The organism is Nonomuraea jabiensis (assembly GCF_014204795.1).
Lineage (GTDB): Bacteria > Actinomycetota > Actinomycetes > Streptosporangiales > Streptosporangiaceae > Nonomuraea > Nonomuraea jabiensis.
Window position 1 is genome coordinate 2672220 of sequence record NZ_JACHMB010000001.1, and the last position, 24193, is coordinate 2696412.

General features: G+C 69.5%; 19 protein-coding genes. 8 read left to right on the forward strand and 11 right to left on the reverse strand.

Annotated elements, in window-relative coordinates; translation table 11 throughout:
* Positions 1-66: 66 nt before the first annotated feature.
* The gene (locus HD596_RS11625) at positions 67-1134 is read left to right on the forward strand and encodes a lytic polysaccharide monooxygenase (protein ID WP_185069269.1); all 1068 of its coding nucleotides are present in this window, start codon (positions 67-69) and stop codon (positions 1132-1134) included.
* Entirely contained in the window at positions 1131-1658 is a 528-nt protein-coding gene (locus tag HD596_RS11630) for a hypothetical protein (protein WP_185069270.1), read from the forward strand. Before HD596_RS11625 ends, HD596_RS11630 begins: the two co-directional genes overlap by 4 nt.
* 247 nt (positions 1659-1905) lie before the next feature.
* Here the strand turns inward: HD596_RS11630 and HD596_RS11635 are convergent, their stop codons facing one another.
* The 3 genes from HD596_RS11635 to HD596_RS11645 all read right to left on the reverse strand — a co-directional run bounded on the left by HD596_RS11635 (position 1906) and on the right by HD596_RS11645 (position 9022).
* A complete protein-coding gene (locus HD596_RS11635; protein ID WP_185069271.1) occupies positions 1906-3489 on the reverse strand; it encodes a cellulase family glycosylhydrolase in 1584 nt (527 codons plus the stop codon).
* A gap of 65 nt (positions 3490-3554) precedes the next feature.
* Complete coding sequence (locus HD596_RS11640) at positions 3555-6071, reverse strand: glycoside hydrolase family 9 protein (protein WP_185069272.1); 2517 nt, start codon at positions 6069-6071, stop codon at positions 3555-3557.
* On the reverse strand, positions 6068-9022 hold the full coding sequence (locus tag HD596_RS11645) for a glycoside hydrolase family 48 protein (RefSeq protein ID WP_313043651.1): 2955 nt from the start codon (positions 9020-9022) through the stop codon (positions 6068-6070). Before HD596_RS11645 ends, HD596_RS11640 begins: the two co-directional genes overlap by 4 nt.
* 267 nt (positions 9023-9289) lie before the next feature.
* Between HD596_RS11645 and HD596_RS64730 the strand changes: the two genes are divergently transcribed.
* The gene (locus HD596_RS64730; protein ID WP_185069273.1) at positions 9290-11641 is read left to right on the forward strand and encodes a glycoside hydrolase family 6 protein; all 2352 of its coding nucleotides are present in this window, start codon (positions 9290-9292) and stop codon (positions 11639-11641) included.
* Between the two features lie 111 nt (positions 11642-11752).
* Here HD596_RS64730 and HD596_RS11655 read toward each other — a convergent pair whose 3' ends face one another.
* The 5 genes from HD596_RS11655 to HD596_RS11675 form a co-directional block, all read right to left on the reverse strand.
* Positions 11753-12148: a DnaJ family domain-containing protein gene (locus HD596_RS11655; protein ID WP_185069274.1), complete on the reverse strand. Its 396-nt coding sequence runs from the start codon at positions 12146-12148 to the stop codon at positions 11753-11755.
* A 10-nt stretch (positions 12149-12158) separates the two neighbouring features.
* Positions 12159-13058 (reverse strand): dihydropteroate synthase, encoded by a 900-nt coding sequence (gene folP, locus HD596_RS11660; protein ID WP_313043654.1) that lies wholly within the window; start codon positions 13056-13058, stop codon positions 12159-12161.
* 45 nt (positions 13059-13103) lie between these two features.
* Positions 13104-13574 (reverse strand): ATP-binding protein, encoded by a 471-nt coding sequence (locus tag HD596_RS11665; RefSeq protein ID WP_185069275.1) that lies wholly within the window; start codon positions 13572-13574, stop codon positions 13104-13106.
* Between the two features lie 95 nt (positions 13575-13669).
* A complete protein-coding gene (locus tag HD596_RS11670) occupies positions 13670-14725 on the reverse strand; it encodes an NAD-dependent epimerase/dehydratase family protein (RefSeq protein ID WP_185069276.1) in 1056 nt (351 codons plus the stop codon).
* A gap of 52 nt (positions 14726-14777) precedes the next feature.
* The gene (locus tag HD596_RS11675) at positions 14778-15959 is read right to left on the reverse strand and encodes a zinc-dependent alcohol dehydrogenase (RefSeq protein WP_185069277.1); all 1182 of its coding nucleotides are present in this window, start codon (positions 15957-15959) and stop codon (positions 14778-14780) included.
* A gap of 194 nt (positions 15960-16153) precedes the next feature.
* On the opposite strand from HD596_RS11675, the gene HD596_RS11680 reads away from it, so the two are divergent.
* The 4 genes from HD596_RS11680 (at position 16154) to HD596_RS11695 (ending at position 21823) form a co-directional block, all read left to right on the forward strand.
* Positions 16154-17203, forward strand: coding sequence for a polyprenyl synthetase family protein (locus HD596_RS11680; RefSeq protein ID WP_185069278.1), 1050 nt, complete (start codon positions 16154-16156; stop codon positions 17201-17203).
* A gap of 13 nt (positions 17204-17216) precedes the next feature.
* A complete protein-coding gene (locus tag HD596_RS11685; RefSeq protein WP_185069279.1) occupies positions 17217-18158 on the forward strand; it encodes a 4-hydroxy-3-methylbut-2-enyl diphosphate reductase in 942 nt (313 codons plus the stop codon).
* 30 nt (positions 18159-18188) lie between these two features.
* Positions 18189-19613, forward strand: a complete 1425-nt coding sequence (locus HD596_RS11690; protein WP_185069280.1) for a family 2B encapsulin nanocompartment shell protein — start codon at positions 18189-18191, stop codon at positions 19611-19613.
* 68 nt (positions 19614-19681) lie between these two features.
* A complete protein-coding gene (locus HD596_RS11695) occupies positions 19682-21823 on the forward strand; it encodes a terpene synthase family protein (protein WP_185069281.1) in 2142 nt (713 codons plus the stop codon).
* Here the strand turns inward: HD596_RS11695 and HD596_RS11700 are convergent.
* Together HD596_RS11700 and HD596_RS11705 are read right to left on the reverse strand one after the other, a co-directional pair.
* Entirely contained in the window at positions 21808-22149 is a 342-nt protein-coding gene (locus tag HD596_RS11700; RefSeq protein ID WP_185069282.1) for an STAS domain-containing protein, read from the reverse strand. The two genes, HD596_RS11695 and HD596_RS11700, sit on opposite strands and share 16 nt — an antisense overlap.
* 285 nt (positions 22150-22434) lie before the next feature.
* Positions 22435-22755, reverse strand: a complete 321-nt coding sequence (locus HD596_RS11705) for a hypothetical protein (RefSeq protein WP_185069283.1) — start codon at positions 22753-22755, stop codon at positions 22435-22437.
* Positions 22756-23129: 374 nt separating this feature from the next.
* Here HD596_RS11705 and HD596_RS11710 point away from each other — a divergent pair, with 374 nt between their 5' ends.
* Complete coding sequence (locus HD596_RS11710; protein WP_185069284.1) at positions 23130-23651, forward strand: C40 family peptidase; 522 nt, start codon at positions 23130-23132, stop codon at positions 23649-23651.
* Positions 23652-23830: 179 nt separating this feature from the next.
* Here HD596_RS11710 and HD596_RS11715 read toward each other — a convergent pair whose 3' ends face one another.
* A complete protein-coding gene (locus HD596_RS11715; protein ID WP_185069285.1) occupies positions 23831-24097 on the reverse strand; it encodes a hypothetical protein in 267 nt (88 codons plus the stop codon).
* Positions 24098-24193 lie beyond the last annotated feature (96 nt).

Genomic DNA, 24193 nt, shown 5'->3' on the forward strand with positions numbered 1-24193 from the left:
ATGCGGTGGCCGGGCGGGCTGCTCGTGGGGCAGGTTTCCTCAAGTCGTCAGCGCAAGGGAATCCCCATGAGGTTATTCAAGTCGGCGGCGATCACCGCCGTCATGGTTCTGATCACGACTGTCCTGATGGTGCCCACGCAGGCACTGGCCCACGGGGTGTCGATGTTCCCCGCCGCGAGGACGTTCCTGTGCTGGCAGGACGGCCTGCGGGAGAACGGCCAGATCATGCCCTACAACCCCGCGTGCGCGGCGGCCGTCGCGCAGAGCGGCACGACCCCGCTGTACAACTGGTTCGCTGTGCTGCGCTCCGACGGCGGGGGCAGGACCACCGGGTTCATCCCCGACGGGCAGCTCTGCAGCGGCGGCACCGGCGGCCCCTACGACTTCTCGGCCTACAACGCGGTGCGCAGCGACTGGCCGCTGACCCATCTGACCGCGGGCGCGACCATCCAGATGCGGCACAGCAACTGGGCCAAGCACCCCGGCGCCTTCAACTACTACATCACCAAGAACGGCTGGAACCCCAACGGGCCGCTGAAGTGGTCCGACCTGGAGCCGTTCGGCAGCGTCACCAACCCGCCCGACACCGGCCCCGCCGGCGCGCTCAACTACTACTACTGGAACGCCCAGCTCCCGTCCGGCAAGACCGGCCGGCACATCATCTACACGATGTGGGTGCGCTCCGACAGCAACGAGAACTTCTACAGCTGCTCCGACGTCGTCTTCGACGGCGGCAAGGGCGAGGTCACCGGTGTCGGCCCGGGCCAGAGCACGCCCACCGCCACCCCGACGGTGACGCCGACGGTCACGCCGACGGCCGGCCCGGCCGCCTGCACCGCCACGTGGAAGGCCACCGACACCGGCTGGGCCGGCCACTTCCAGGGCGAGGTGACCGTGAAGAACACGAGCACCTCCTCGATCAACGGCTGGACCGTCAAGTGGACGTACTCCGGCGGGCAGGGCTTCGACGGCTCGCCGTGGAACAGCGTGCTGTCCGGGCAGCCGCCCAACGTGGTGGTCAAGAACGCCACCTACAACGGGCAGCTCGCGCCGAACGCGACCACCACGTTCGGCTTCAACGCCACCGGTTCGATCCCCAACCCGGCCCCGGCCCTGACCTGCACCAGCCCGTGATCAAGTCACGTCGCGGGCTTGCCGCGGCACTCATCACCCTGGCCGGCCTGGCGCTGGCCGGGGTGATGTTTTTCGCCGCCCGCCAGCCGTCGTCGCAGCTGAACCGGGAGCTCGCCGCCCAGGTGACGCTCATCCTCGAGCAGTCCTCGCTCGACGAGCACCACGCGCACGGCCACGACTTCGACTCGCGCGTCGTGTGCGCGGTGGAGCCCTTCGGGTTCGATCCGCCCACCGCGACCTCCCTCGTCGAGGTGAAGTGGGTGTACGCGCGCCACATGTGCGCGGTCACCGGCGCGGGCACCGACTGGGCCACCTCCGTACGGGCCGCCGGCCCGATCGCGGTACGCGTCGGCATCCCTCCCCTGGTCCGGGTGCCGGAGCCGGGCGCGGGCTACCCGGACCGCGTCAAGCGCCTCATCCCGGCCCGCTACCACGAGGCGGCCTTCGCCGAGTTCCAGGACGAGGACGCCATCGACGCCGCCCGCCAACGCTTCGCCGAAGCCACAAAGGCCCAGGCCAAATAGCCGTTGCTGTGGTTTGCGAGGGAGCGCCGTTGCCTGGACTGAGGAGCGTCGGGAGCGCAGCGACCAGAGCGACGAGGGAAGGCAACGGATCCCAGCGACCGAGCCGCCTCTGCGGAGCAGAGGCCATAAATACAGACGCGGCCGATTGGAGGTATCGGCCGCGTCCGTCCCATCCGGGCGGGATGGTTCGTTGGGCAGGGATGTTGTTTCGCCTCACCTCCTCATACGCAGCAATCCGACAGGCGGTTCAGTTGGCACACGTGTACCCGGACGGCACCGACGTGTTGCCGCTCGGCCGGCTCGCCTGCACCCCGAAGCTCGTGGTGGCGTTGGGCGCCAGAGTGCCGTTGTAGCTCAGGTTCTTGGCCGTCACGGTCTGGCCGCTGACCGTCACCGTGGCGTTCCAGGAGCCGGTGAGCGTGTGGCCGACCGGCAGCGTGAAGGTCACCGTCCAGCTCGACCTGGTCGAGGTGCTGGTGTTGGTCACGGTCACGGGCTGCACGACGTACCCGGTGCTCCACTGGCTCTGCACGGTGCCGGCGGCCGTGCAGCCGCCGCCGGTGCCGCCGCCGCTGAGCGTGGTGAACGACGCCGTGGGCGACGCGGCGGACTGGTTGCCGGCCGCGTCCCTGGCCTTGACGTACACCTGGTACGTGGTCGCCGGCGTCAGCCCGGTCAGCGTGATCGAGTTCGTCGCGGTCGAGCCGAGCGAGGTCCCGGTCGAGGTGTAGACGTCGTAGCCGGTCACGCCCACGTTGTCCGTGGCGGCGGTCCAGGACAGGTTCGCCCCCGACGAGGTGATGCCGGACGCCGACGGGGTGCCGGGCGTGCTGGGCGGGGTCGGGTCGGTGGTGCCGCCGCCGTAGATCGAGGCCTGCTTGGAGGTGGCGGCGATGCCGTTGGCGCCGTTGAACAGCCGCCGGCCCCAATCCGTGAGCTGGGTGACGTCGAAGTTGGTGACCTGGTCGAGGTATTCGACGCCGCCGCCGTTGCCGCTCCACGACCAGCCCAGGTAGCCGAGGCCGCGGCTCACGGCCTGGGCCATGATCGTGTCCTCGTCCGGGTTGCCGTCGGAGTGGTTGAAGCCGAACTCGCCGACGACCAGCGGCAGCCCCGCGGTCTTGAACGCGTCCATGTACGCGTTGATCTCCGCGGCCGTGTCGAAGACGCCGTACATGTGGATGGAGAAGATCGTGTTCTTGGCCGGGTCGCTGTCGAAGACCGCCCGCGCGTTGTCGCGCATGCCGAACTGCCAGTCCTGACCCCAGTTGGGCGCGTCCACCATCAGCGCGTGCTGGAAGCCGTTGCTGCGCAGCTTCTGGATCGCGGCCGTGGTGGCGGCGGCCCAGCCCGGGGTGACGGCGTTGTTGCCGATCGGCTCGTTGCCGATGTTGACGATGACGTAGTCCTCCTGGCCGACCAGGGCGGACTTGACGCTGATCCAGTAGTTGGCGGCCTGGTCGAGGGTGTAGGCGCCGCTCTGCTCGCCGTACCCGGTGGTGTCGTGGTTCTCCAGCACGCAGATGAGCTTGTTCTGCTTGCAGAGGGAGACGACGTTGGCCACGTCGGAGACGCTGTTGGGGGTCCAGCGGCCGCCGCTCAGCACGACCCGCACCGTGTTGGCCTTCAGCGACTTGATGTCCGCGAACGCCTTGGTCTGCGACGGGTACCACGTGTGCGCGTGGCTGGTGCCGCGCATGACGAACTCCTGGCCGTTGGCCTCCACGATCTTCGTACCGCTCACGTGAATGCCGACGGCGGCGTTCGCGGGGGCGACGGGGGCGACGAACATGGCGAGGAGGCAGGCCAGCGCGGTGATCAGGGATCTCATGTGCTGCCTTTCACTGAGCTGTGGAACCGCCCCCGCCGCTACTGCGGCGGGGGCGGGGTCTTCACTCAGGCGGGAGTGCAGGTGATGGGGTCGGGGACGGTGGGTGTGCCGTTGGCGATGAAGCCGAACGTGGTGGTGGCGCCGGGGGCGAGCGCCCCGTTGTACGCCTCGTTCCTGACGGTGACGCCGGACCCCGACTGGGTGTGCTTGCCGCCCCAGAGCTGGGTGATCTGGTTCGCCGACGTCCAGGCGACCGTCCATCCGGTGGTCGCCGAGGTGCCGTTGTTCTTCACCGTCACCTCGGCCTGGAAGGCGCCGCCCCACGAGCTCGTCACCTTGTACGTCGCCGCGCACCCGCCCGTGGGCTGCGGCGTCGTGTTCGTCGTGGTGAACGCGGTGCCGTCGGACGACGCCGAGGCGTTGCCCGCCGCGTCCCGCGCCACCACGGAGGCGGTGTAGGAGGTGCTAGGGGTGAGCCCGCTCAGGTTGAAGGACGCGCTCGTGGCCGTGCCTACCTTTTGGGACCCCAGGTAGACGTCATAGCCGCTCACGCCCACGTTGTCCGTGGAGGCGGTCCAGCTCAGCTTCGCCGTCGAGCCCGTGATCTCGGAGACCGCGGGCTTGCCCGGCTTGCTGGGCGCTGTCGTGTCCTGCTCCTCCGGACCCGGGGGCTCACCCCAGATCTTGGTCGCGCCGCTGTAGAGGGTGATGTTCCCCGTGCGCACCGGCGTCGCGCCGGGCGTGGTGGGGATGTTCCGGTACGACCAGTCGTTCGCCGGGTCCCACGTGCCCGCGCTGGCGATCCTGAACTGCACCTCTCTGCGGTGCTGAGACTGCCCGGCCGGGGCGATGGCCTGCCCGGAGCAGTCGATGTTCACGTAGTACGTGGTGCCGCTCGCCTGGTGCAGCGTGGGCGCCTTGCACTGCGTGTAGGCCGACGACACGGTGATCTGCGAGGCCGTCGTCGTGCCGTCGAGCGTGAAGTAGTAGCGGAACGAGCCGTCGGACAGCACCCTGGCGGGCCAGGCCGACTGGTTGCGGACGATGGCCTTGATCTCCGTGAAGTTGCTGCCCGAGGCGTTCACGCCCGCCTCGACGAAGAGCTCGGGACCGTCCGGGGTCTCCGCCACGGGGAAGTTCGCCGCGGGCGCGCCGCCGTACTCCTTGTAGAGCCGGGCCAGCGCGCTGGTGAATCCGGCGTTGTAGTCGGTGGCGACCTCGTTCATGACGTAGTCGTCGCGCTTGTCGGTGTAGGCGTCGTTCGGGTCGGGCGGTCCGCCGACGAGCGCGCCGTACAGGGTGTGGCGGGTCTGCTCGGGGTTGGTGATCTGGTCGGTCCACGAGCCGTGCGCCGTGCGGTGGTGCGGGTTCTTGGGCGGGTTGGCGCCGAACCCGATCAGGTACGAGGAGTTGCGCGGGTTGTCACCGAGCGCGTAGTTGATCTGCCGCACCGCGAAGTCGTGGTAGCGGGCCTTGCGCGTGGCGTCGGTGATGGTGTCGCTGTGCACGAGCGCCGCGAACGAGGTGTTGGCCGCGTACCGCAGCGAGCCCCACCGGTCGAGCACGGCCTGGCCACCCGGCGAGTACGCCACCTTCGCGCCGTTCACGCCGACCGTCCACCAGTCGAGCCAGCGGTTGGCGTCGTCCAGGTAGCGCTGCTTGCCGGTCAGCTTGTAGAGCAGCACGTACGCGCCGTACGACTTGTCGTCCCACGCGATCGTCCACTTGTATGACTTGGTGGTGGTCTGCGGTTCGTTGCCGAGGTTGTCGTATCCGGTCTCGGCCTTGGCCAGGTAGGAGGCGTCGTTCGTGGCCCGGTAGAGCCAGATCGCGCCCCACACCAGTTCGTCGTTGTAGCCGCTCCAGGAGTTGTAGTAGCCCTGCGCGTCGGTGATGCAGTCGGTGTACTTCTTCCTGACGGTGTCGGCGAAGGAGTACAGCTGCTTGGCGTGCGTCAGCAGCGTGTCAGCATAAGTCGGATTTGTCGGGCGGAAGACGATCGAGGAGGCGGCCATCGCCGCCGCCGTCTCGCCCGCCAGGTCCGACCCGCCGCACGACGCGTCGATCTTGTACGCGGGCCGCGACATCTGCATCGCCTCGGCCGGGCCCCACCAGGCGTGGTCCGTGCCGCCGTTGCCGACCTGGCCGTAGAGCACGTTCGCCGACGGGTGGGCCTTGATGAAGTAGTCGTTGACGAACTTGAGGTTGTTGAGCAGGTGCGTGAGCTGGCCGGAGTTCGCGTACGCGTCGCGGTACTCCACCGCGCCCCAGGCCAGCATGGTCGTGGAGAACGCCATCGGGAAGCCGAACTTGACGTGGTCGCCCGCGTCGTACCAGCCGCCCGTGAGGTCCACGCCCACGTCCTTGCCGTCGTTCATGCCGGAGTCGCCGCGCCAGCCGACGCGGTTCCAGCTCGGCAGGTCGCCCGACTGCTGGGCCTCGTAGAACCACAGCGCCTTCTGCAGCGCCTCGCCGTACGCGAACGCCGGTGCGGCGGCGTGGGCCGCCGGCCCCGCCCCCACCTGCGCAAGCAGAGTGAGGGGCAGGACCAGCGACGCCACGGCGATCAGTGCTTTTCTCACGGGAAGAGCCGCCCGTACTCACCCAGGGCGACGGCGACGTCCACCTGCGCCCAGAACCGGTGATAGTTGAAGACCGGCGCGGGGCCCGTGCCCTTCAGGAAGGCGTCGACCTTCGGCCAGTCGGGGTCGTTCTTGTAGAACGACCGGATCGAGATGAACGTCGAGTTGGAGTTGATGGCGTCGCCGTTGGGCATCTTGCCGCTCCAGCCGGACGGCACGTAGACCGGGTCGTCCACGCGGTTGTAGTCGGTCTTGGTCTCGGGGACCGACACGCCCTTGGCGTCGCGGTTCTTCCACACGCCGTCGAGCAGCGCCTTGGCCATGTTCTTGGCCGCCGTGTTGTTCGCCTTGGCCGCGTAGTACATGAGCGCCTTGGCGTACGCGCCGGCCACGCCCACGTCGTTCGTGTAGTCGGCGATCGTCACGTGCAGGCCGGGGTTGGCCGGAGGCATCCCGGAGGTGGCGTTGAAGTCACCCACGGGCTGGCCGGTCCACCGCAGCGTGGACGGGATCTGGTACGAGCCGTCCGCGTTGATCGTGGTGTTGTTCATGGCCCAGGTGACCCACTTGTCGAGCAGCGCCTTGGCGTCGGCGTTGCCGGAGGCGTAGTACAGCTCGGCCACCCGCTCCATCGTCCACGCCTGGAAGCCGAACCACTGGTTCGACGGCGGGTCGTGGTAGACGGGCTGCCAGTCGTAGGTCAGGCCGTGGAACTTCGGCAGGCCGGCCGGCGGCGTCGCGTAGTGGCCCTCCCAGCTGTTGGTCGCGCCACCGGCGATGGCGCCCTCGGCCGACTGCAGCCAGCCGTAGAACTGCAGCTGCCGGGTGAGGCTGGCGCTCCAGTCAGCCACGCCGGTGCTGCTCTTGGGCTTCAGCTCGGCCACGTTCGCCAGCGCCCAGGCCGCGAGCGGGTTCTGGTAGCCGGAGTGGTTGTGGCTGGAGCCGATGCGCCAGGCCCAGCCGGCGCTGGAGTCGGTCGCACCGCCCCAGGCGTAGTACCAGCTCAGCAGGTAGTTGGAGGAGTCCTTGCCGGTGCCGGCCGCGCACTGCGGGCTCGTGCAGCCGGGCTTCTTGAAGTACTTGTCGTACATCGCGTAGCGCAGGTAGTCGCCCATCTTCGCGGCCTTGGCGACCGCCCCGGAGATCTGCGACTCCTTGCCCTGCGCCTTGGCCCACGTCTGCGCCCAGTACGCGGCCTGCACGGCGCGCGCGTCGGCGTCGGGGGCGTTGGTGTACCTCCACTGCTTGGCGTAGGAGCTGTCCTTGATGAACAGGTCCAGGTAGCCGTTGGGGCCGCCGTGCTTGAAGGTGTCGCAGGACGGCTGCGGGATCGTCTCGAAGACCGACTCCTCCGGGCCGCGCTGGTAGGTGTTGATGTAGGCGGGCTTGGTGGTGCCGTCGCCGCAGCGGCCGAAGCCGTAGGTGTTGTCGACGTCCAGCAGCCAGTGCATGCCGTAGATGTCGCGGGTGCCGTACGCGCTCTGCAGCTCGCCCGCGATCGGGTCGACGCCGGGCGTGACGCTGGAGTCGAGCGGGCTCGGATAGTTGCTGATCTGGTTCGACTCCGGCGCGTACGTGGCCGGCTTGTTCGGCGTGTAGAAGGAGTTCGTCGGCTGGTCGGCCGTGGCCGGGATGATGTACTTCTCCATCGAGGCCCAGGCGTTGTTGAACTTCGTCCAGTCGCCGGTGACCTGCCCGTAGACCGCCTCCAGCCACAGGTAGTAGCTGTAGGCCTCGGACGTGGTCTCGTGCCCGTGGTCCGGCGCCTCGACCATGAACGTCTCGATCGAGTGGTACGGCACGCCCTCGGGCGAGAAGTAGCCGTTGGCCGGGTCGTGGAGCTCGTTGTACATCTCGACGAAGCGCTGGACGTAGGTGTTGTTGCCGCCGACGTCGTCGTCCGCCTCGGTGGCGGTGACGTCCACCGCGGTGTAGCCGGTGGCGCTCACCCGGAACACGCCGGAGCCGGCGGTGGTGTCGCTGTCGTTGGCCGCCGCGAGCGTGACGTTCTGCGCCGTGTTCCAGTTGGACGGCGTGAAGGTCAGGCTGGCGCCGCCGGAGACGGTCAGGTCGGTGTCACCGCTGACGCGTGCCGTGGTGACGGTCACGTTGGCCGAGGGCGCCTGCGACAGCTTCACGCTGAAGCTCGCGGTCGCCGCCTCCGGCACGGACAGGCTCGTCGGGCTCACCACGAGCGCGGGGCCCGTGTTCTGGGAGACCGTGATCCCGACCGGCGTCGAGGTGGTGGTCGCGCCGCCGTTGTCGGTGGCCCGCGCGGTGATCGAGTAGCTGCCGGCCGCCACGTTCGTCCAGCTGTAGCTGTACGGCGCCGAGGTGTCGGTGCCCAGCAGCGTGGTGCCCTGGTAGAAGTCGACCTTCGAGATCGTGCCGTCGGAGTCGGCCGCGTTCGCCGCGATCGGCACGGTGGCCGGGGCGGTGAACGTCTGCCCCGCCGTCGGCGAGGTCAGCGACACCGTGGGCGCGGCGTTGGGGTTCCCGCCGCCGCCGCAGGTGACCCCGTTGACGGTGAACGTGGTCGGGTTCGGGTTGCTGCCGGTCCAGGTGCCGTTGAAGCCGATGGACACGGACGCGCCGGTGCCCAGGCTGCCGTTGTAGGACATGTTGGTGCCCGTGACGCGCGTGCCCGACTGGCTCCAGTTGGCGCCCCAGCCGGCCGGGGTGTACTTCTGACCTGTGGTCGGGAAGTCGAAGCCCAGGTTCCACGAGGTGATGGGGTCACCAGTGTTCTTCAACGTGATGCTCGCGGTGAAACCGCCCTGGCCGGGGCTGCTCGTCCATTGGTTGGCCGTGTACGTCACATCGCACGCCACGGCCGCCTGCGCGGGTCCGGCCGACACGGCCGAGGTCACACCCGCCACGAGGACAAGCGTCGCGGCCACGGCCAGCCGCCGCGACAAGCGGGAGAGAAGGGAAGGAGGTCTGTACTTCACGGGGTCTCCATGGGAGTAGAGGAGTGGGAGCGCTCCCAAACGGGATTGTGGGTGCCCTCACGCGTATGTCAACGGAATGGCGGTCCGGTAACCCCCGTGTTTCCTCTCACCAGGCTGCCCGGGATGAAAGTTTCATCCGCGTTCCGGGGCATTCAACGAGCATGCGGCGCGGCGGACACCTCCGCGAGAACCGCCCTCTGTACACGGATGGAACCACGACAGACCATGGGAGCGCTCCCAGCCCTCTAACACTGGAGATGATCGCTCGTGAGACTCCAACGCGGCCTCCGCAAATGGGCCGTGACCGTGACCGCCGCGAGTGTCGCGGCCTTAGGGCTCGTCGTCGGCCAGAGCACGGCAGCCAGCGCCGCCGTCGCCTGCGACGTGACCTACTCTGCCAATTCGTGGACGAGCAGCCCCGGCCAGGGCGGTTTCACCGCGAGCATCACGTTGAAGAACACCGGTGACCCCATCACCTCGTGGAACCTGGGCTTCGACTTCCCGACCACGGGGCAGAAGTACACCCCGACGGGCTGGGGGGCCAACTGGAGCCAGTCGGGCACGCGGGTGACCGGGACGAGCATGCCGTACAACGGCAGCCTCAGCACCGGCGGCTCGGTGTCCATCGGCTTCAACGGCACCTGGACCGGCAGCAACCCGAACCCGACCGCGTTCACCGTGAACGGGGTCACCTGCGGCGGCGGGACCCCCACCACCCCGTCGGTGGTCACCTCGGCCAGCGCGGTCGCGGTGAACGAGGGCGGCACGGCCACGTTCACGGCCCGGCTCTCCTCGGCCCCCTCCGCCAACGTGACCGTCACCACTACCCGGACCAGCGGTGACACCGACCTGTCCGTCAGCTCGGGCGGCTCGCTGACCTTCACCCCGTCCAACTGGAACACCGCCCAGACCGTCACCCTGGCCGCGGCCCAGGACTCCGACACGACCGCGGGCACCGCCTCCTTCACCGTCGGCGGCACCGGCGTCACCCCGGCCACGGTCTCGGCCACCGAGGTGGACGACGACGCCGTGGTGGAGCAGTCGATCATCGTGACGCCGACCGCGGTGACCGTGCCCGAGGGCGCCAGCGCCACGTACACCGTGCGCCTGGCCGCCGCGCCGACCTCGAACGTGACCGTCACCTCGACGGCGGGCACCGGTGACACCAACATCACCGTCTCCAGCGGCGGCAGCCTCACCTTCACGCCGTCCAACTGGAACACCCCGCAGACGGTCACCCTGGCCGCCTCCGAGGACTCCGACACGGCCAACGGCAGCCGCACCATCACCGTCGCCTCCACCGGCCTGACCTCCAGAACGGTCACCGCCACCGAGGCCGACAACGACGGCGGCACCACCCCCGGCGGCCACGTCGAGAACCCGTACGCCGGCGCCACCGGCTACGTCAACCCCAACTGGAAGGCCAAGGCCCAGGCCGAGCCCGGCGGCTCCGCGGTGGCCAACACCTCCACCGCCGTCTGGCTGGACCGCATCGCGGCCATCGCCGGCTCCTCCTCCGTCATGGGCCTGCGCGCCCACCTGGACGAGGCCGTCAGGCAGGACGCCGCCAACGGCTCCGCGCCGCTGACCGTCCAGTTCGTCATCTACGACCTGCCCAACCGCGACTGCTCGGCGCTGGCCTCCAACGGCGAGCTGCTCGTCTCCGAGAACGGGCTCAACCGCTACAAGGCCGAGTACATCGACCCGATCGCCGCGATCATGAGCGACTCGGCGTACGCGAACCTGCGCATCGTCACGGTCATCGAGCCGGACTCGCTGCCCAACCTGGTCACCAACCTCAGCTTCGCCAAGTGCGCCGAGGCCAACTCGTCCGGCGCCTACGTCGACGGCGTCCGCTACGCGCTCAACAAGCTGCACGCCATCACCAACGTCTACACCTACATCGACGCCGCCCACCACGCCTGGCTCGGCTGGGACTCGAACTTCAACCCGACGGTCAACCTCTTCTACAACACCGTGGCCGGCGCCACCGCCGGTGTGGACAGCGTGGACGGCTTCATCGTCAACACCGCCAACTACGGCGCGACCATCGAGCCGTATTTCACGATCAACTCGTCCCCGAACGGCACGTCGGTCCGGCAGTCCAAGTGGGTCGACTGGAACTGGTACGTCGACGAGCAGTCGTTCGCCACCGCCCTGCGCAGCGCCCTCATCGCCAAGGGCTTCAGGAACGGGCTCGGCATGCTGATCGACACCTCGCGCAACGGCTGGGGCGGCTCCGCCCGCCCGAGCGGGCCGAGCACCGCGACCAACGTGGACGACTTCGTCAACCAGTCGCGTATCGACCGCCGCATCCACGCCGGCAACTGGTGCAACCAGAGCGGTGCCGGTCTGGGCGCGCGGCCGACCGCCAGCCCGGCGGCCGGGCTCGACGCCTACGTCTGGATCAAGCCTCCGGGCGAGTCGGACGGCGCCAGCTCGGACATCCCGAACGACGAGGGCAAGAAGTTCGACCGGATGTGCGACCCGACCTACCACGGCAACAGCCTCAACGGCAACAACCTGAGCGGCGCGCTGCCCGACGCGCCGCTGTCGGGGCGCTGGTTCTCGGCGCAGTTCCAGGAGCTGCTGAGGAACGCCTACCCGCCCGTCAACTGACGCTCCCGGCATGAGCCCGAGAGACCCGCCTGACCCGGGTCTCTCGGAGGGACCCGCCTGACCCGGGTCCCTCGACCACCCGAAGGGGCCCCGTACGCGGGGCCCCTTCAGCTACCTCTGGGACCTGCGCCACTCCGAGACGATCTTGTCGACGTCGAACGGCATCAGGTTGAGCGGCGGCCCCGACAACCCCGTCCTGATCGCGTCGCGGATCTTCTGGTTGATCTCGTCGAGGATCCGCCGCACCTCGCTCTCCGTCCTGGCCCCGCGCGCCTGGGCCAGCGCCTCCTCCGCCTGCTTGCGCAGCGCCAGCGTGGGCGGCAGGGGCATCGACAGCCCTTCGCTCTCGATCTTCTGCTTGATCCACCACAGGTCGTCGTGCGGCCGGTCCGGCAGCGGCTTGCCGGCCCCGGGCAGGTTGTCGAACTCGCCGCGCTCCTGCGCCTCGCGGATCTGCCGGTCGACCCAGCTCTCGAACGGCATGCCCAGGGGTTTCCGTTCGGTCAAGACGCCCTCCTCAGGCCAGGTTGTGACTCGGGGCCAGCGGGCCACGCCAGCCGAGCATGGCCTCGGTCATGCGTACGGACGCGACCGTGGCGGCCACGTCGTGCACCCGCAGGATGCGGGCGCCCTTGACGATCGAGAAGACGTTGGCGGCGATCGTGCCCTCCCTCCGCTCCCCCTGGGGCCGGTCGAGCGTCTCGCCGATGAAGTCCTTGTTGGACAGGGCCACCAGCGTCGGGTAGCCGATCGCGGTGATCTCCTCCAGCCGCCGGGTGAGCTCCAGGGAGTGGAAGGTGTTCTTGTTCAGGTCGTGGCCGGGGTCGATGATGATCCGGTCCGGGGCGATCCCGGCCTCCAGCGCGTACGCGACCCGCTCGCGCAGGTAGCCGGCCACCTCGGCGACGACGTCCTGGTAGCTCGGCCGGAAGACGCGCCTGCCCGGGCCGCCGAGGCTGTGCGTGACGATCACGCTGACCCCCGACTTGGCCGCGAACTCCGCCATGCCGGGCTCGCGCAGGCCGTTGGTGTCGTTGATCACGTCGGCGCCCGCCTCGACGGCCGCCCGCGCCACGTCGGGCCGGTGGGTGTCGACGGAGATGACGGCGTCGGTGGCCTTCCTGACCTCGGCGATGACCGGGGCGACCCGGTCGATCTCCTCGTCCGCGCCGATCTGCGCCTGGGCCGCGCTGAAGGCGAACCCGCCGATGTCCACCCAGTCGGCCCCGTCGTCCACGGCCCGGCACGCGGCCGACACGGCGCGGTCGAGCTCGAACGTGCTGCCCTGGTCGTGGAAGGAGTTGGGCGTCCTGTTGACGATGGCCATGACGGCGACCTGGCGCGCGAAATCGAACTGCCGCCGCCCGATGCACCGGACGGGCGAGATGATCCCGGAGGAAAGCGCTTCGCCGCTCACGTGGCGAGCCTACCTGCCCCGCGACCAGCGGGGGCGGACCGGGGGTCAGGCGGTGAACCGGCCGAAGGGGCGGCAGCCGGCCATCACGCGGATGCGTTTCATGACCTCGTGGGCCGCGCGATCGGGCCCGCCCGGCAGCCGCATCGTGAGCAGGACCGTCGTCCCCTCGGGACCGGTGTCGAAGTCGGCCGTGTCGCACAGCCGGCGGATGAGGTAGATCCCCCTGCCGCCCTGCGCGAGGTCGAGCGGGCTGATGCTGCCGTTGACGTACCCGTTGGGGATGCCCGCCCCCTCGTCGGAGGTCTCCGAGCGGATGACGCCGTTCACGGTCCACAGCTTGAAGTACCCATGCCCGCCTCCGTGCTCCACGGCGTTGACGACGCTCTCGTGCACGGCCAGGACGAAGTCGTCCAGCCGGGGGCTGCTCAGCCCGCAGCTCCGGGCGCACTCGGCCACGCCGCGGCGCAGCCTGGTGACGTCGTCGAGGGTGAAGGGCTGGGCCATCAGGGTCCGCATGCGCTCCCTCCGTGTCGTCCGACAGGGCGGCTACAGGGCGGCTTTCGCGCTTCGGGACCTCGCGTCAGGTGTCACGTTCCCCCGGGGAAGACGACTTACACCCCGGACGTCCCACCGACACCGGTGGCGAGCTCCTTGACGCGGCCGACGGGCCCGCCGTCGGGGGCCAGCGGCGCGGTGTCCATGCCGGCCCCGTCGTGCAGCCCCTCGAACAGCTCCCGCACGGCCTCCCACGACGGGTGCCGCGGCGTCCACCCCAGCACGTCCCTGGCGCGGTCGGTCTTCATGATCGGGGCCTGCAGGACCAGGTCCAGCAGGCCGGGCGCGGCCGGCAGGAGCCGCAGGTGCCAGGCCGCCGACATGACCGTCCTGGCCACGGCGGGCGAGACCGGGACCGTACGGGTGCCGAGCAGTTTGGCCAGGTCGGGCGGGTCGAGCACGGGCGCGGCGGCGAGGTTGAACGCCCCCCGCACCTGCTTGGTGACGGCCAGCCGGTAGGCCTCCGCCGCGTCCTCCGCGTGCAGGGCCTGCAGCCGCAGGCCCGGGATGTCCGGCACGAACGGGATCCGCCCTTCCTTGATCAGCCATCCCGGCACGAACGGCCCGCCGAACAGCCTGCGCTGCTCGGTGGCGGCCACCCGCTGGAAGATGAACCCCGGCCGCATCCGCACCACCCGGATGCTCGGGTGATCGTGCTCGAAGACGTCGAGCACCCGCTCGACGTACGCCTTCTCCCGCCCGTACGCGGCCCCCGGCCAGCCGTGCGTGGGCCAGCTCTCGTCCACCGCCCGGTCGTCGGGCCCCGGCGAGTACGCGCCCACGGACGAGGCGTGGACGAGCGCGGGCACCCCCGCCTCGGCGGCGGCGCGGAAGACGCGCATGCTGCCCAGCACGTTCGCCCGCCAGGTGGTCGCCGGGTCCCTGGTGGGCTGGAACAGCCACGCGAGATGGACGACGGCGTCCGCCCCGTCGAAGATCCGCGTCAGGTCCGCGGTCGCGACGTCCGCCTGCCGCCAGTCGGTGCGGTCGATGCGCCACCCGGGCAGCCGACGGGCGACCCCGACGATCGAGGTCACGCCGTCGTCGGCGGCCAGCGCACGCACCAGGCTGGTGCCGACGTTCCCGGTTGCACCCACCACGACGACTCTCATGGGTGCTTCGCTGCCCGCCGATCGGGCAGCGAAACCCCTGTGACCTGCCAGATTATGGCTGGAGCAGGATCTTGACGGCTCCGTCGGACTTCTTCTGGAACATCTCGTACGCAAGGGGCGCCTGTTCCAGAGGCATCCGATGGGTGGCGAGGTCCATCACGCCGAGCGGATCCGACTCGTCGGTCACCAGCGGCATCAGCGCGCTGGTCCACCGCCGGACGTGGGCCTGCCCCATGCGCATCGTGATGCCCTTGTCGAACATGCGCAGCATGGGCATGGGGTCCGTCATGCCCCCGTAGGTGCCGATGACGGAGATGACGCCGCCGCGCCCTACGGTGTCGATGGCCTGGTTGAGGGCGGCGAGGCGGTCGACGCCCGTGTGCGACATGAGTGGCGCGGCCACCGCGCCGGGCAGCATCGTGGTGAGCGTCTGGGCGAGCTTGGCCGCCGGGGAGCCGTGGGCCTCCATGCCGACCGCGTCGATGACGGAGTCCGTGCCGCGCCCGGAGGTCCGCTGCCGGACCTCCTCGGGGACGTCGGTGACCTCGCTCGCGTCGATGACCTCGATGCCGTGGCGGCGGGCCATCTCCAGGCGCTGCGTGACTCCGTCCACGCCGATCACCCGGTAGCCGAGGTGGCGGGCGATGCGGCAGCACATCTGGCCGATGGGACCGAGGCCGAAGACGGTGACGCTGCCGCCCTCGGGGAGGTCCGCGTCCGCGACGGCCTGCCAGGCGGTCGGCAGCACGTCGGACAGGAAGAGGAAGCGCTCGTCCGGCGGCCCCTCGGGCACCTTGATCGGGCCGAACTGCGCCTCGGGCACCCGCAGGTACTGGGCCTGCCCGCCGGGCACCTGGCCGTAGAGCTTGGTGTAGCCGTATACGGCCGCTCCCGTGCCGTGCTCGCGCACCTGCGTGGTCTCGCACTGCGCGTAGAGCTGCAGGTCGCACATGTGGCAGTGGCCGCAGGAGATGTTGAACGGGATGACCACGCGGTCACCCGGCTTGATGTTCTCGATCGCGGGGCCGACCTCCTCGACGACGCCCATGGGCTCGTGCCCGAGGATGTCGCCCTCGGCCATGAACGGCCCGAGCACCTCGTACAGGTGCAGGTCGGAGCCGCAGATCCCGGTGCTGGTGATCCTGATGACCGCGTCGTTGGGCTCCTTGATGGCGGGGTCGGGAACCTCCTCGACCCGGACGTCGCGCTTGCCGTGCCAGGTGACTGCCTTCATGGTGTCTCCTCACAGAAGGGGCACAAATGCCGCATACCCCCGCATAAGCCGTCAAACGGGCGGCGGCACCGGGTGGCCTCCCGACACGCCCAGCTCTTGGCAAAGCGCGAACGGTCCGCGCCAAAACGCTTTACACGCTCTGTATTGGGTGAGTAACTATTGGTAGCTGACGCCTGACAGAAGGAGCCGCGCGCATGCCGGTGAGCTTCACTCAGCACAACGTTGGATCACGCATCGACCGCCGCCTGGCCGGTTTCCTCGAGACCTGGCGAGCTCCCGTCGACGACCCCGACGTCGAGGCGGCGTACCAGTTGCTCACCGACTTCGTCCTCAACGGCGGCAAGCGCGTCAGGCCGCAGCTCTGCTACTGGGGCTGGCGGGGCGCCGGCGGGGGTGACGGAGACGAGATCATCACCGCCGCCGCGTCCCTGGAGCTGTGCCACGCCGGCCTGCTCATCCACGACGACATCATGGACGGCAGCGAGCTGCGGCGCGGCCGGGCCACCGTGCACAGGAGCCTGGCCGGGCTGCACCGCGGGCCGGGCTCGGACGCGTTCGGGCAGGCGGGCGGCATCCTGCTCGGCACGCTGAGCCTGGCCTGGTCCGACACCATGCTGTCGTCGTGCGGCGTGGAGCCGCACCGGCTGCGGGCCGCGCACCACGTGTTCGACACCATGCGCACCGAGGTCATCAGCGGCCAGTACCTCGACGTCCTGGCCCAGCTCCGCTCGGGCGCGAGCGTGGACGAGGCGCTCACCGTGATCCGGTTCAAGACCGCCAAGTACACCGTCGAGCGGCCGCTGCAGATCGGCGGCGCGCTGGCCGGGGCCTCGCTGGAGCTGCTGGAGTCCTACTCGCGCTTCGGCCTGCCGCTGGGCGAGGCGTTCCAGCTCCGCGACGACGTGCTCGGCACGTTCGGCGTGGAGTCGGAGACCGGCAAGTCGGCGCTGGACGATCTGCGCGAGGGCAAGCACACCGTGCTCGTCGCGCACGCCGTACGGCGGGCCACCCCCGCCCAGCTCACCCATCTCAAGAGCTGGCACGGCAACCCGGAGCTGACCGAGGAGCGCGCCGAGGAGCTGCGGCAGATCCTGCGCGACACGGGAGCGCTGGCCGAGGTCGAGGAGATGATCGAAGACCGCGTGCGCGAGGCCGTGACGGCGCTGGCCGCGGCGCGGATGGAGCCGGAGTCGGCGCGAGCGCTGGCCGTGCTGGCCGACCAGCTCGCGCACCGCACCAAGTAGGGGGTTCCCCAGAATGGGACAGGTTCTTCTCGCGGCCCCGCGCGGCTTCTGCGCGGGTGTCGAGCGTGCGATCAGCACCGTCGAAGAGGCGTTGAGACGCTTCGGTCCGCCGGTCTACGTGCGCAAACAGATCGTGCACAACACCTACGTGGTCGACGACCTCACCCGGCGCGGCGCGATCTTCGTCGAGGAGCTCGACGAGGTCCCCGACGGCTCGCTGGTCGTCTTCTCCGCCCACGGCGTCGCGCCGGCGGTCAAGGACGAGGCGGGTCTGCGTGGCCTGCGGACGATCGACGCCACCTGCCCGCTGGTCACCAAGGTCCACAAAGAGGCCGTCCGCATGGCCGAGGCGGGCTACGAGATCGTGCTCATCGGCCACGCCGAGCACGAGGAGGTCGAGGGCACGTTCGGCGAGGCCCCCGAGCGCATCCACGTCGTGGACCCGGCCAGGCCGGACGAGCTGACGGCGGGCGGCTCGCGCCCGCTGAGCTGGCTGTCGCAGACCACGCTGGCCGTGGACGAGACCCTGCAGGCCGTTGCCGAGCTGCGCAAACGCTTCCCCGAGCTGGTCGATCCGCCCAGCGACGACATCTGCTACGCCAGCCAGAACCGCCAGGAGGCGATCACCAGGATCGCCCCGCGGTGCGAGCTGGTCATCGTCGTCGGCTCCGCGAATTCGTCGAACTCGCGGCGGCTGGTCGAAGTGGCCCTCAACGCGGGCGCGGGCGCGGCCTACCTGGTCGACCGGGCCGCCGACGCCGACGAGCGCTGGCTCGACGGCGTGCGGACCGTCGGGGTCAGCTCCGGCGCCTCCGTCCCCGAGCGGCTGGTCGGGGAGTTACTCGGCTGGCTCGCCGCCCACGGATACGACGACGTGGAGCCGGTGACCGTGACCGAGGAGACCCTCACGTTCTCCCTGCCGCTCGAAATCCGATCCACCCGCAACCCCGGCTAGGTCCCAAACCCAGATTGGTGGTGCAGCACGATGACCGAAACGACCAACTCGAGCACGCCTGAGGCCGTCAACGGCAACGGCAACGGCCAGCTCAGCCTCAGCACCGAGGCCGCCAGACAGCTCTCGACCACGACCAAGACGCCGCCGCAGATGCAGGAGATCACCTCCCGCTGGCTGCTGCGGCTGTTGCCGTGGGTGCAGTGTTCGGGCGGTGTGTTCCGGGTCAACCGGCGGCTGACGTACGAGCTGGGTGACGGCCGCATCACGTTCAGCACGACCGGTTCGGACGTGCGGGTCATCCCGGCGGAGCTCACCGAGCTGCCCATGCTGCGCGGCTTCGACGATACGGAGGTGCTGGGGGCGCTGGCCGACCGTTTCGCCCAGCGTGAGGTGGAGGCGGGCGAGGAGATCGTCTCCGAGGGCCGCCCCGTTGACCGGCTGGTGCTGATCGCCCACGGCCGGGTGGCCAAGGTGAGCCGCGGCGCGTACGGCGACGAGCAGAGCCTCGGCGTCCTGGCCGACGGCGACTATCTCGGCGAGTCGACACTGACGAGTGGTGGCCAGTTCGACTTCACCGCGCGGGCCAAGACCAAGACCACCGTTCTCACGCTGTCCCGGCAGGACTTCGAGCAGCTCGCCGACCAGTCGCCCGGGCTGCGCGAGCACCTGGACCGGTGGGTCTCGGCGAGCGGGGAGCACGCCCACAACGACTACGGCGAGGCGGCGATCGACCTGGCGGCCGGCCACAGCGGCGAGCCCGTGCTGCCCGGCACGTTCGTGGACTACGAGGTGAGCCCGCGCGAGTACGAGCTGAGCGTGGCCCAGACGGTCCTGCGGGTGCACACCCGGGTCTCCGACCTGTACAACCAGCCGATGAGCCAGCTCGACCAGCAGCTCCGCCTCACCATCGAGGCCCTGCGCGAGCGGCAGGAACACGAGCTGGTCAACAACAGGGAGTTCGGCCTGCTCCACAACGCCGACTTCAGCCAGCGCATCCGCACCCGCGGCGGCCGCCCCACCCCCGACGACCTCGACGACCTGCTGGCCACCGTGTGGAAGGACCCGGCGTTCTTCCTGGCGCACCCGCAGGCCATCGCGGCCTTCGGCCGGGAGTGCAGCAAGCGCGGCGTCTACCCGCAGTCCATCGAGGCCTTCGGGCACAAGGTGCCGGCCTGGCGGGGCATCCCGATCTTCCCGTGCAACAAGATCCCGATCTCCGCCACGTACACGACGTCGTTCCTGCTCATGCGGACCGGCCAGGAGAACCAGGGTGTCGTGGGCCTGCACCAGACCGGCATCCCCGACGAGTACCAGCCGAGCCTGTCGGTCCGGTTCATGAACATCAACGAGAAGGCGGTCATCTCCTACCTGGTGAGTGCGTACTACTCGCTGGCGGTGCTGGTGCCTGACGCGCTCGGCGTGCTGGAGGACGTCGAGGTCGGCAGGAACGGCTGAGCGAGGGACCGGACGGCCGGCACCGCCTGCGCGCGGTGCCGGCCGAGTACTTACCTGAAGGAGTTGCCATGAGCCAGCCGTTCGAACTGCCGGACTTCTACATGCCGTATCCGGCGCGGCTGAACCCGCATCTCGAAGAGGCTCGCGCGCACTCCCGGCAGTGGGCGCGCGAGCTGGGCATGTCCGAAGGTTCGGGCATCTGGGAGGAGGCCGACCTCGACGCCCACGACTACGCGCTGCTGTGCTCGTACACGCATCCCGACTGCGACGCCGTCGAGCTCTGCCTGGTCACCGACTGGTACGTGTGGGTCTTCTTCTTCGACGACCACTTCCTGGAGGTCTTCAAGCGCAGCGGCGACCTGGCGGGCGGCAAGGCGTACCTCGACCGGATCGCGCGGTTCATGCCGATGGGCGATGACCTGACCATGCCCGAGCCCACCAACCCGGTCGAGGCGGGCCTGGCCGACCTGTGGGTGCGTACGGTGCCCAGCAGGTCCGCGGACTGGCGGGCGCGCTTCGCCGAGAGCACCAGGAACCTGCTGAACGAGTCCCTCTGGGAGCTGGCCAACATCAACCGGGGACGGGTGGCCAACCCGGTCGAGTACATCGAGATGCGCCGCAAGGTCGGCGGGGCGCCCTGGTCGGCGGGGCTCGTCGAGCACGCGGTGGGCGCCGAGGTGCCCGCCCGGCTGGCCGGGACCCGGCCGCTGCGGGTGCTGAAGGACGCCTTCGCGGACGGGGTCCACCTGCGCAACGACCTGTTCTCGTACGAGCGGGAGGTCGGGGACGAGGGCGAGCTGAGCAACGGCGTGCTGGTGCTGGAGAGGTTCCTGGGGTGCGGCACGCAGGAGGCCGCGGACGCGGTCAACGACCTGCTGACCTCGCGGCTGCAGCAGTTCGAGCACACGGCGCTGGGCGAGCTGGGGCCGCTGTTCGTGGAGTACGGCGTCGACCCGCTCACCGCGGCCGGCGTGCTGGCCTACGTCAAGGGGCTGCAGGACTGGCAGTCGGGCGGGCACGAGTGGCACCTGCGCTCCAGCCGGTACATGAACAAGCGGGTCGCCGCCCGCAAGCCGCTGGGCATGCCGTCCATCGTCAACCTGCTGGGGGCCAAGCGGCTGCGTAACTTCACGTACGTGCCGTACCAGCGGGTGGGGCCCTCGCGGATCCCCGACCTGCCCATGCCCTTCCAGGTCCGGCTGTCGCCGCATCTCGACGCCGCCCGGCGCAACATCGTGGCCTGGTGCGGGGAGATGGGCATGCTCGACTCGACCCTGTGGGACGAGCGGCGGCTGGTCGACTTCGACCTGCCTCTGTGCACCGCGGGCCTGCATCCCGACGGCAGCGCGGAGGAGCTGGACCTGGCGTCGTACTGGATGGCTTGGGGCACGTACGCGGACGACTACTTCCCGGCCGTCTTCGGCCGGTCACGCAACCTCGCGGCGGCCAGGATCGCGGTGGAGCGGTTCTCGGCGTTCATGCCGCTGGACGGCTCGCCCGCGCCGCCGCCCGCGAACGTGCTGGAGCGGGGCCTGGCCGACGTCTGGGCGCGTACGGTGGGGCCGATGCCGCCGGAGGGGCGGCGCGAGCTGCGCGAGGCGGTCGAGACCATGTGCCTGGCCTGGCTGTGGGAGCTGGGCAACCAGTTCGCCCACCGCATCCCCGACCCCGTGGACTTCATCGAGATGCGCAGGCAGGCCGCCGGCAGCGAGCTGACCATGGGCTTCAGCCGGCTGCGGCACGGCCGCCGGCTGCCCCGTGAGCTGCGCGAGAGCGGGCCGATCCGGTCGCTGGAGAACACCGCCGCCGACTGCGGGACGCTGATCAACGACGTCTTCTCCTACCAGAAGGAGATCGAGTTCGAGGGGGACCTGCACAACGGCATCCTGGTGGTGCGGCACTTCTTCGACTGCGACTACCCGACGGCGCTCGGCATCGTGACCGACCTGCTGGACTCGCGGCTGGGCCAGTTCCAGCACATCGTCGAGAACGAGCTGCCGGTCGTGTGCGCCGATCTCGACGCGGAGACCCGGCAGGACCTCGACGCGTTCGTGGACGGGCTGCGTAACTGGGTGGCCGGGGTGTTCCACTGGCACCACAACTGCTCCCGGTTCGACGAGGACTCGCTGCTGCGCCACCACCGGGTGCCCGAGCGGCGGCTGGGCGGGCCGACGGGCCTCGGCACCTCGGCGGCCTACGCGGGCAGGTGATGGGCGCGGGGCTCGTAGAACCAGCCCATCATGCGGAGCAATCGGCGCTGGTACGGCGTGACATTGTGTAGGCGGATCCACCGCTCCGCGGGCGGCAGGGTGGGCATGACGAGCACCCGCAGGCCGGAGACGTCGATGAAGGTCAGCTCGCCCGTGTCGACGACGATGTAGGCGCCCTGGCGGCACCCCGCCAGGGCGTCGGCCACCGCTGGGCTGTTGGAGGCGTCGATCTCGCCGACCAGCGCGACAGCCGGCGGCCCGGGCACCGCGCGCACCGTGACGGTCAGCTGCCCATCCTGGTAGAGCAACCGCTCTTGGACGCTCACGCTCTTCGCCCCCCAACACGCACGCTCTGGGGGTGTAATCCTGCTCTGGCAAATAACCAGAACCCAGGTTACACGAAGTATGTTTGCGTATGTAATTTTCGCCGGAAAATGACCGAATTGCGGGGAAATTATGAAGGGCACGGCATGGCCGTGCCCTTGACTGCTGCGGAAGATCCGACTCGGACGGTGCTGCGCCGGCCCGGGGAGCGCTCCGGCAAGGTGCCGCCACCGGTGCCGCCGCCGGCATCGTGGCTACCGGAGCGCCCGCGCGTCAGGCGTGCGCGCTCAGTTGTTGTCGCCCACGTGGGACTGGTTGTTGAGCAGGTTGATGTCGAGATCCTGCAGGTGACCGATGGTCGCGAGGTCGATGTACTTCACGGAGTCGTTGAGGACGTCGTTGGCCAGCGTGAGATCGTCGAGCAGGCTCAGCTGGCTGAGGATCTGCTGCTTCTTGTTGAACGCATTGGGACCGACGTCGGCGGAGGCGCTCGTCGCCGAGAACCCGAGCAGGCAACCCGCGATCGCTGCACCAGCGAGAATGCGACGCATCATTTCTTGTTTCTCCTTCGTCGGAATTTGCGCGGGATGCGCGTCATCGTGAATCACTCGCACCGGGCTGCGAGATTCCAGGAATAACATTCTCGCGGCGTCCGGAGGGGTCGCAACCCGACTGCGCCAATCAGGAGTCAAATGCGCGCAGCATTTCCTTGATTGTTGATCATGGATCGTCCGGATATATACGATTAATCTGCATTTGCCCTGGGGTGGCATGGGGGCAGTTTTTCAGCTTATGGCCATACGGACGCCCCGTATGGCCAAAGTCCGTTTTATCGCTATAGAGAAGGAGGAATGCTACCGAGAGAACGGGGCGGCGGAGGCGTGGCGACGGGAGCGCTGAATATGTCATGAATGGAACACGGCGGCTGCTGCCAATAGCGCTGGCAGCGGCGATTCTGAGCGCGGTTCCGGCCATTCCCGCGATGGCCCGGCGATCGGCGGGCGGGGCGATCGCGGTGCGCGCGGCGATAGAGATGATCGGCGTCCCGTACTCGTGGGGCGGCGGCGGGGTGAACGGCCCCGGGTTCGGCACCGGGAGAGGCGCGAAGACGTGGGGATTCGACTGCTCGGGGCTCGCGGAATACGCGTGGGCGCGGGCGGGGGTGTCGATCGGCTCGACCACGCGGGAGCAGTGGCGCTCCGGGATCCGGATACCCAAGGAGCAGGCGGAGCCGGGGGATCTGGTCTTCTTCGACAACGACTCCCACAGTCCCGGGCCGGAGCACGTCGGCATCGTCCTGGACGCGACGCGGATGGTGCACGCCCCCTACACCGGGCAGACGGTCCGGGTGGACCCGCTCGGCAGGCGTACCCTCCTCGGCGTGGTCCGGCCGGCCGGCACCTGGATGAACGGCCACGCGCTGAGCTCCGCGGCCCCGGACGGCCGCGACGCCCCGGGCTCCGCCGCCGTGAACGGCCGCGCGACCCAGGCCGTCCTGCAGTGATCGACCTGGGCCACGCGGCGGAGAGCTCGGTGCGCACCGGGCCCATGCCGCGGACTCGCGAACGTCCACGGCCCGTTTTCGCGGTTCACCTCAAGGCACCAGGAAGACGACCTTGGCCGGACGGAATCCCCTCCCGGGAACCGCCGATCGGCTTCCTGCCTACGCCACGAGAGGAGCCGTCAGTTGTTGTCGCCCGTGTTCTCCTGGTTGTTCAGGATGTTGGCGTCGATGTCCTGCAGGTGGAGGAGGGTCAGGATGTCGACGTACTTCACGGAGTCGTTGAGGACGTCGTTGAGCGCGGTCAGGTCGTCCAGGGCGCTCAGCTGACTCAGGATTGACTGTCCGCTGTTGTGCGGGTTGGGGCCGACGCTGGCCGAGGCGCCCGTTGCGGCGAAGCCGAACGCGGCGGCCGCGATCGCTGCACCGACCAGAATGCGACGGATCATGTGTGATTTCCTCCCGGAACGGCGCCGGAATTCAGCGCCTAGTCGTTTGTGCAGGGCTGTGAGGTGCCGGAAATAACCATCGCGGCAGGCGGCCGT

Coding starts and splice junctions, on each gene's coding strand:
- HD596_RS11635 (WP_185069271.1), bottom strand. CDS start 3,489: ATGAGATCCCTGATCACCGCGCTGGCCTGCCTCCTCGCCATGTTCGTC.
- HD596_RS11670 (WP_185069276.1), bottom strand. CDS start 14,725: ATGAGAGTCGTCGTGGTGGGTGCAACCGGGAACGTCGGCACCAGCCTG.
- HD596_RS11680 (WP_185069278.1), top strand. CDS start 16,154: ATGCCGGTGAGCTTCACTCAGCACAACGTTGGATCACGCATCGACCGC.
- HD596_RS11715 (WP_185069285.1), bottom strand. CDS start 24,097: ATGATCCGTCGCATTCTGGTCGGTGCAGCGATCGCGGCCGCCGCGTTC.
- HD596_RS11675 (WP_185069277.1), bottom strand. CDS start 15,959: ATGAAGGCAGTCACCTGGCACGGCAAGCGCGACGTCCGGGTCGAGGAG.
- HD596_RS11695 (WP_185069281.1), top strand. CDS start 19,682: ATGAGCCAGCCGTTCGAACTGCCGGACTTCTACATGCCGTATCCGGCG.
- HD596_RS11625 (WP_185069269.1), top strand. CDS start 67: ATGAGGTTATTCAAGTCGGCGGCGATCACCGCCGTCATGGTTCTGATC.
- HD596_RS11665 (WP_185069275.1), bottom strand. CDS start 13,574: ATGCGGACCCTGATGGCCCAGCCCTTCACCCTCGACGACGTCACCAGG.
- HD596_RS11710 (WP_185069284.1), top strand. CDS start 23,130: ATGGCCCGGCGATCGGCGGGCGGGGCGATCGCGGTGCGCGCGGCGATA.
- HD596_RS11685 (WP_185069279.1), top strand. CDS start 17,217: ATGGGACAGGTTCTTCTCGCGGCCCCGCGCGGCTTCTGCGCGGGTGTC.
- HD596_RS11690 (WP_185069280.1), top strand. CDS start 18,189: ATGACCGAAACGACCAACTCGAGCACGCCTGAGGCCGTCAACGGCAAC.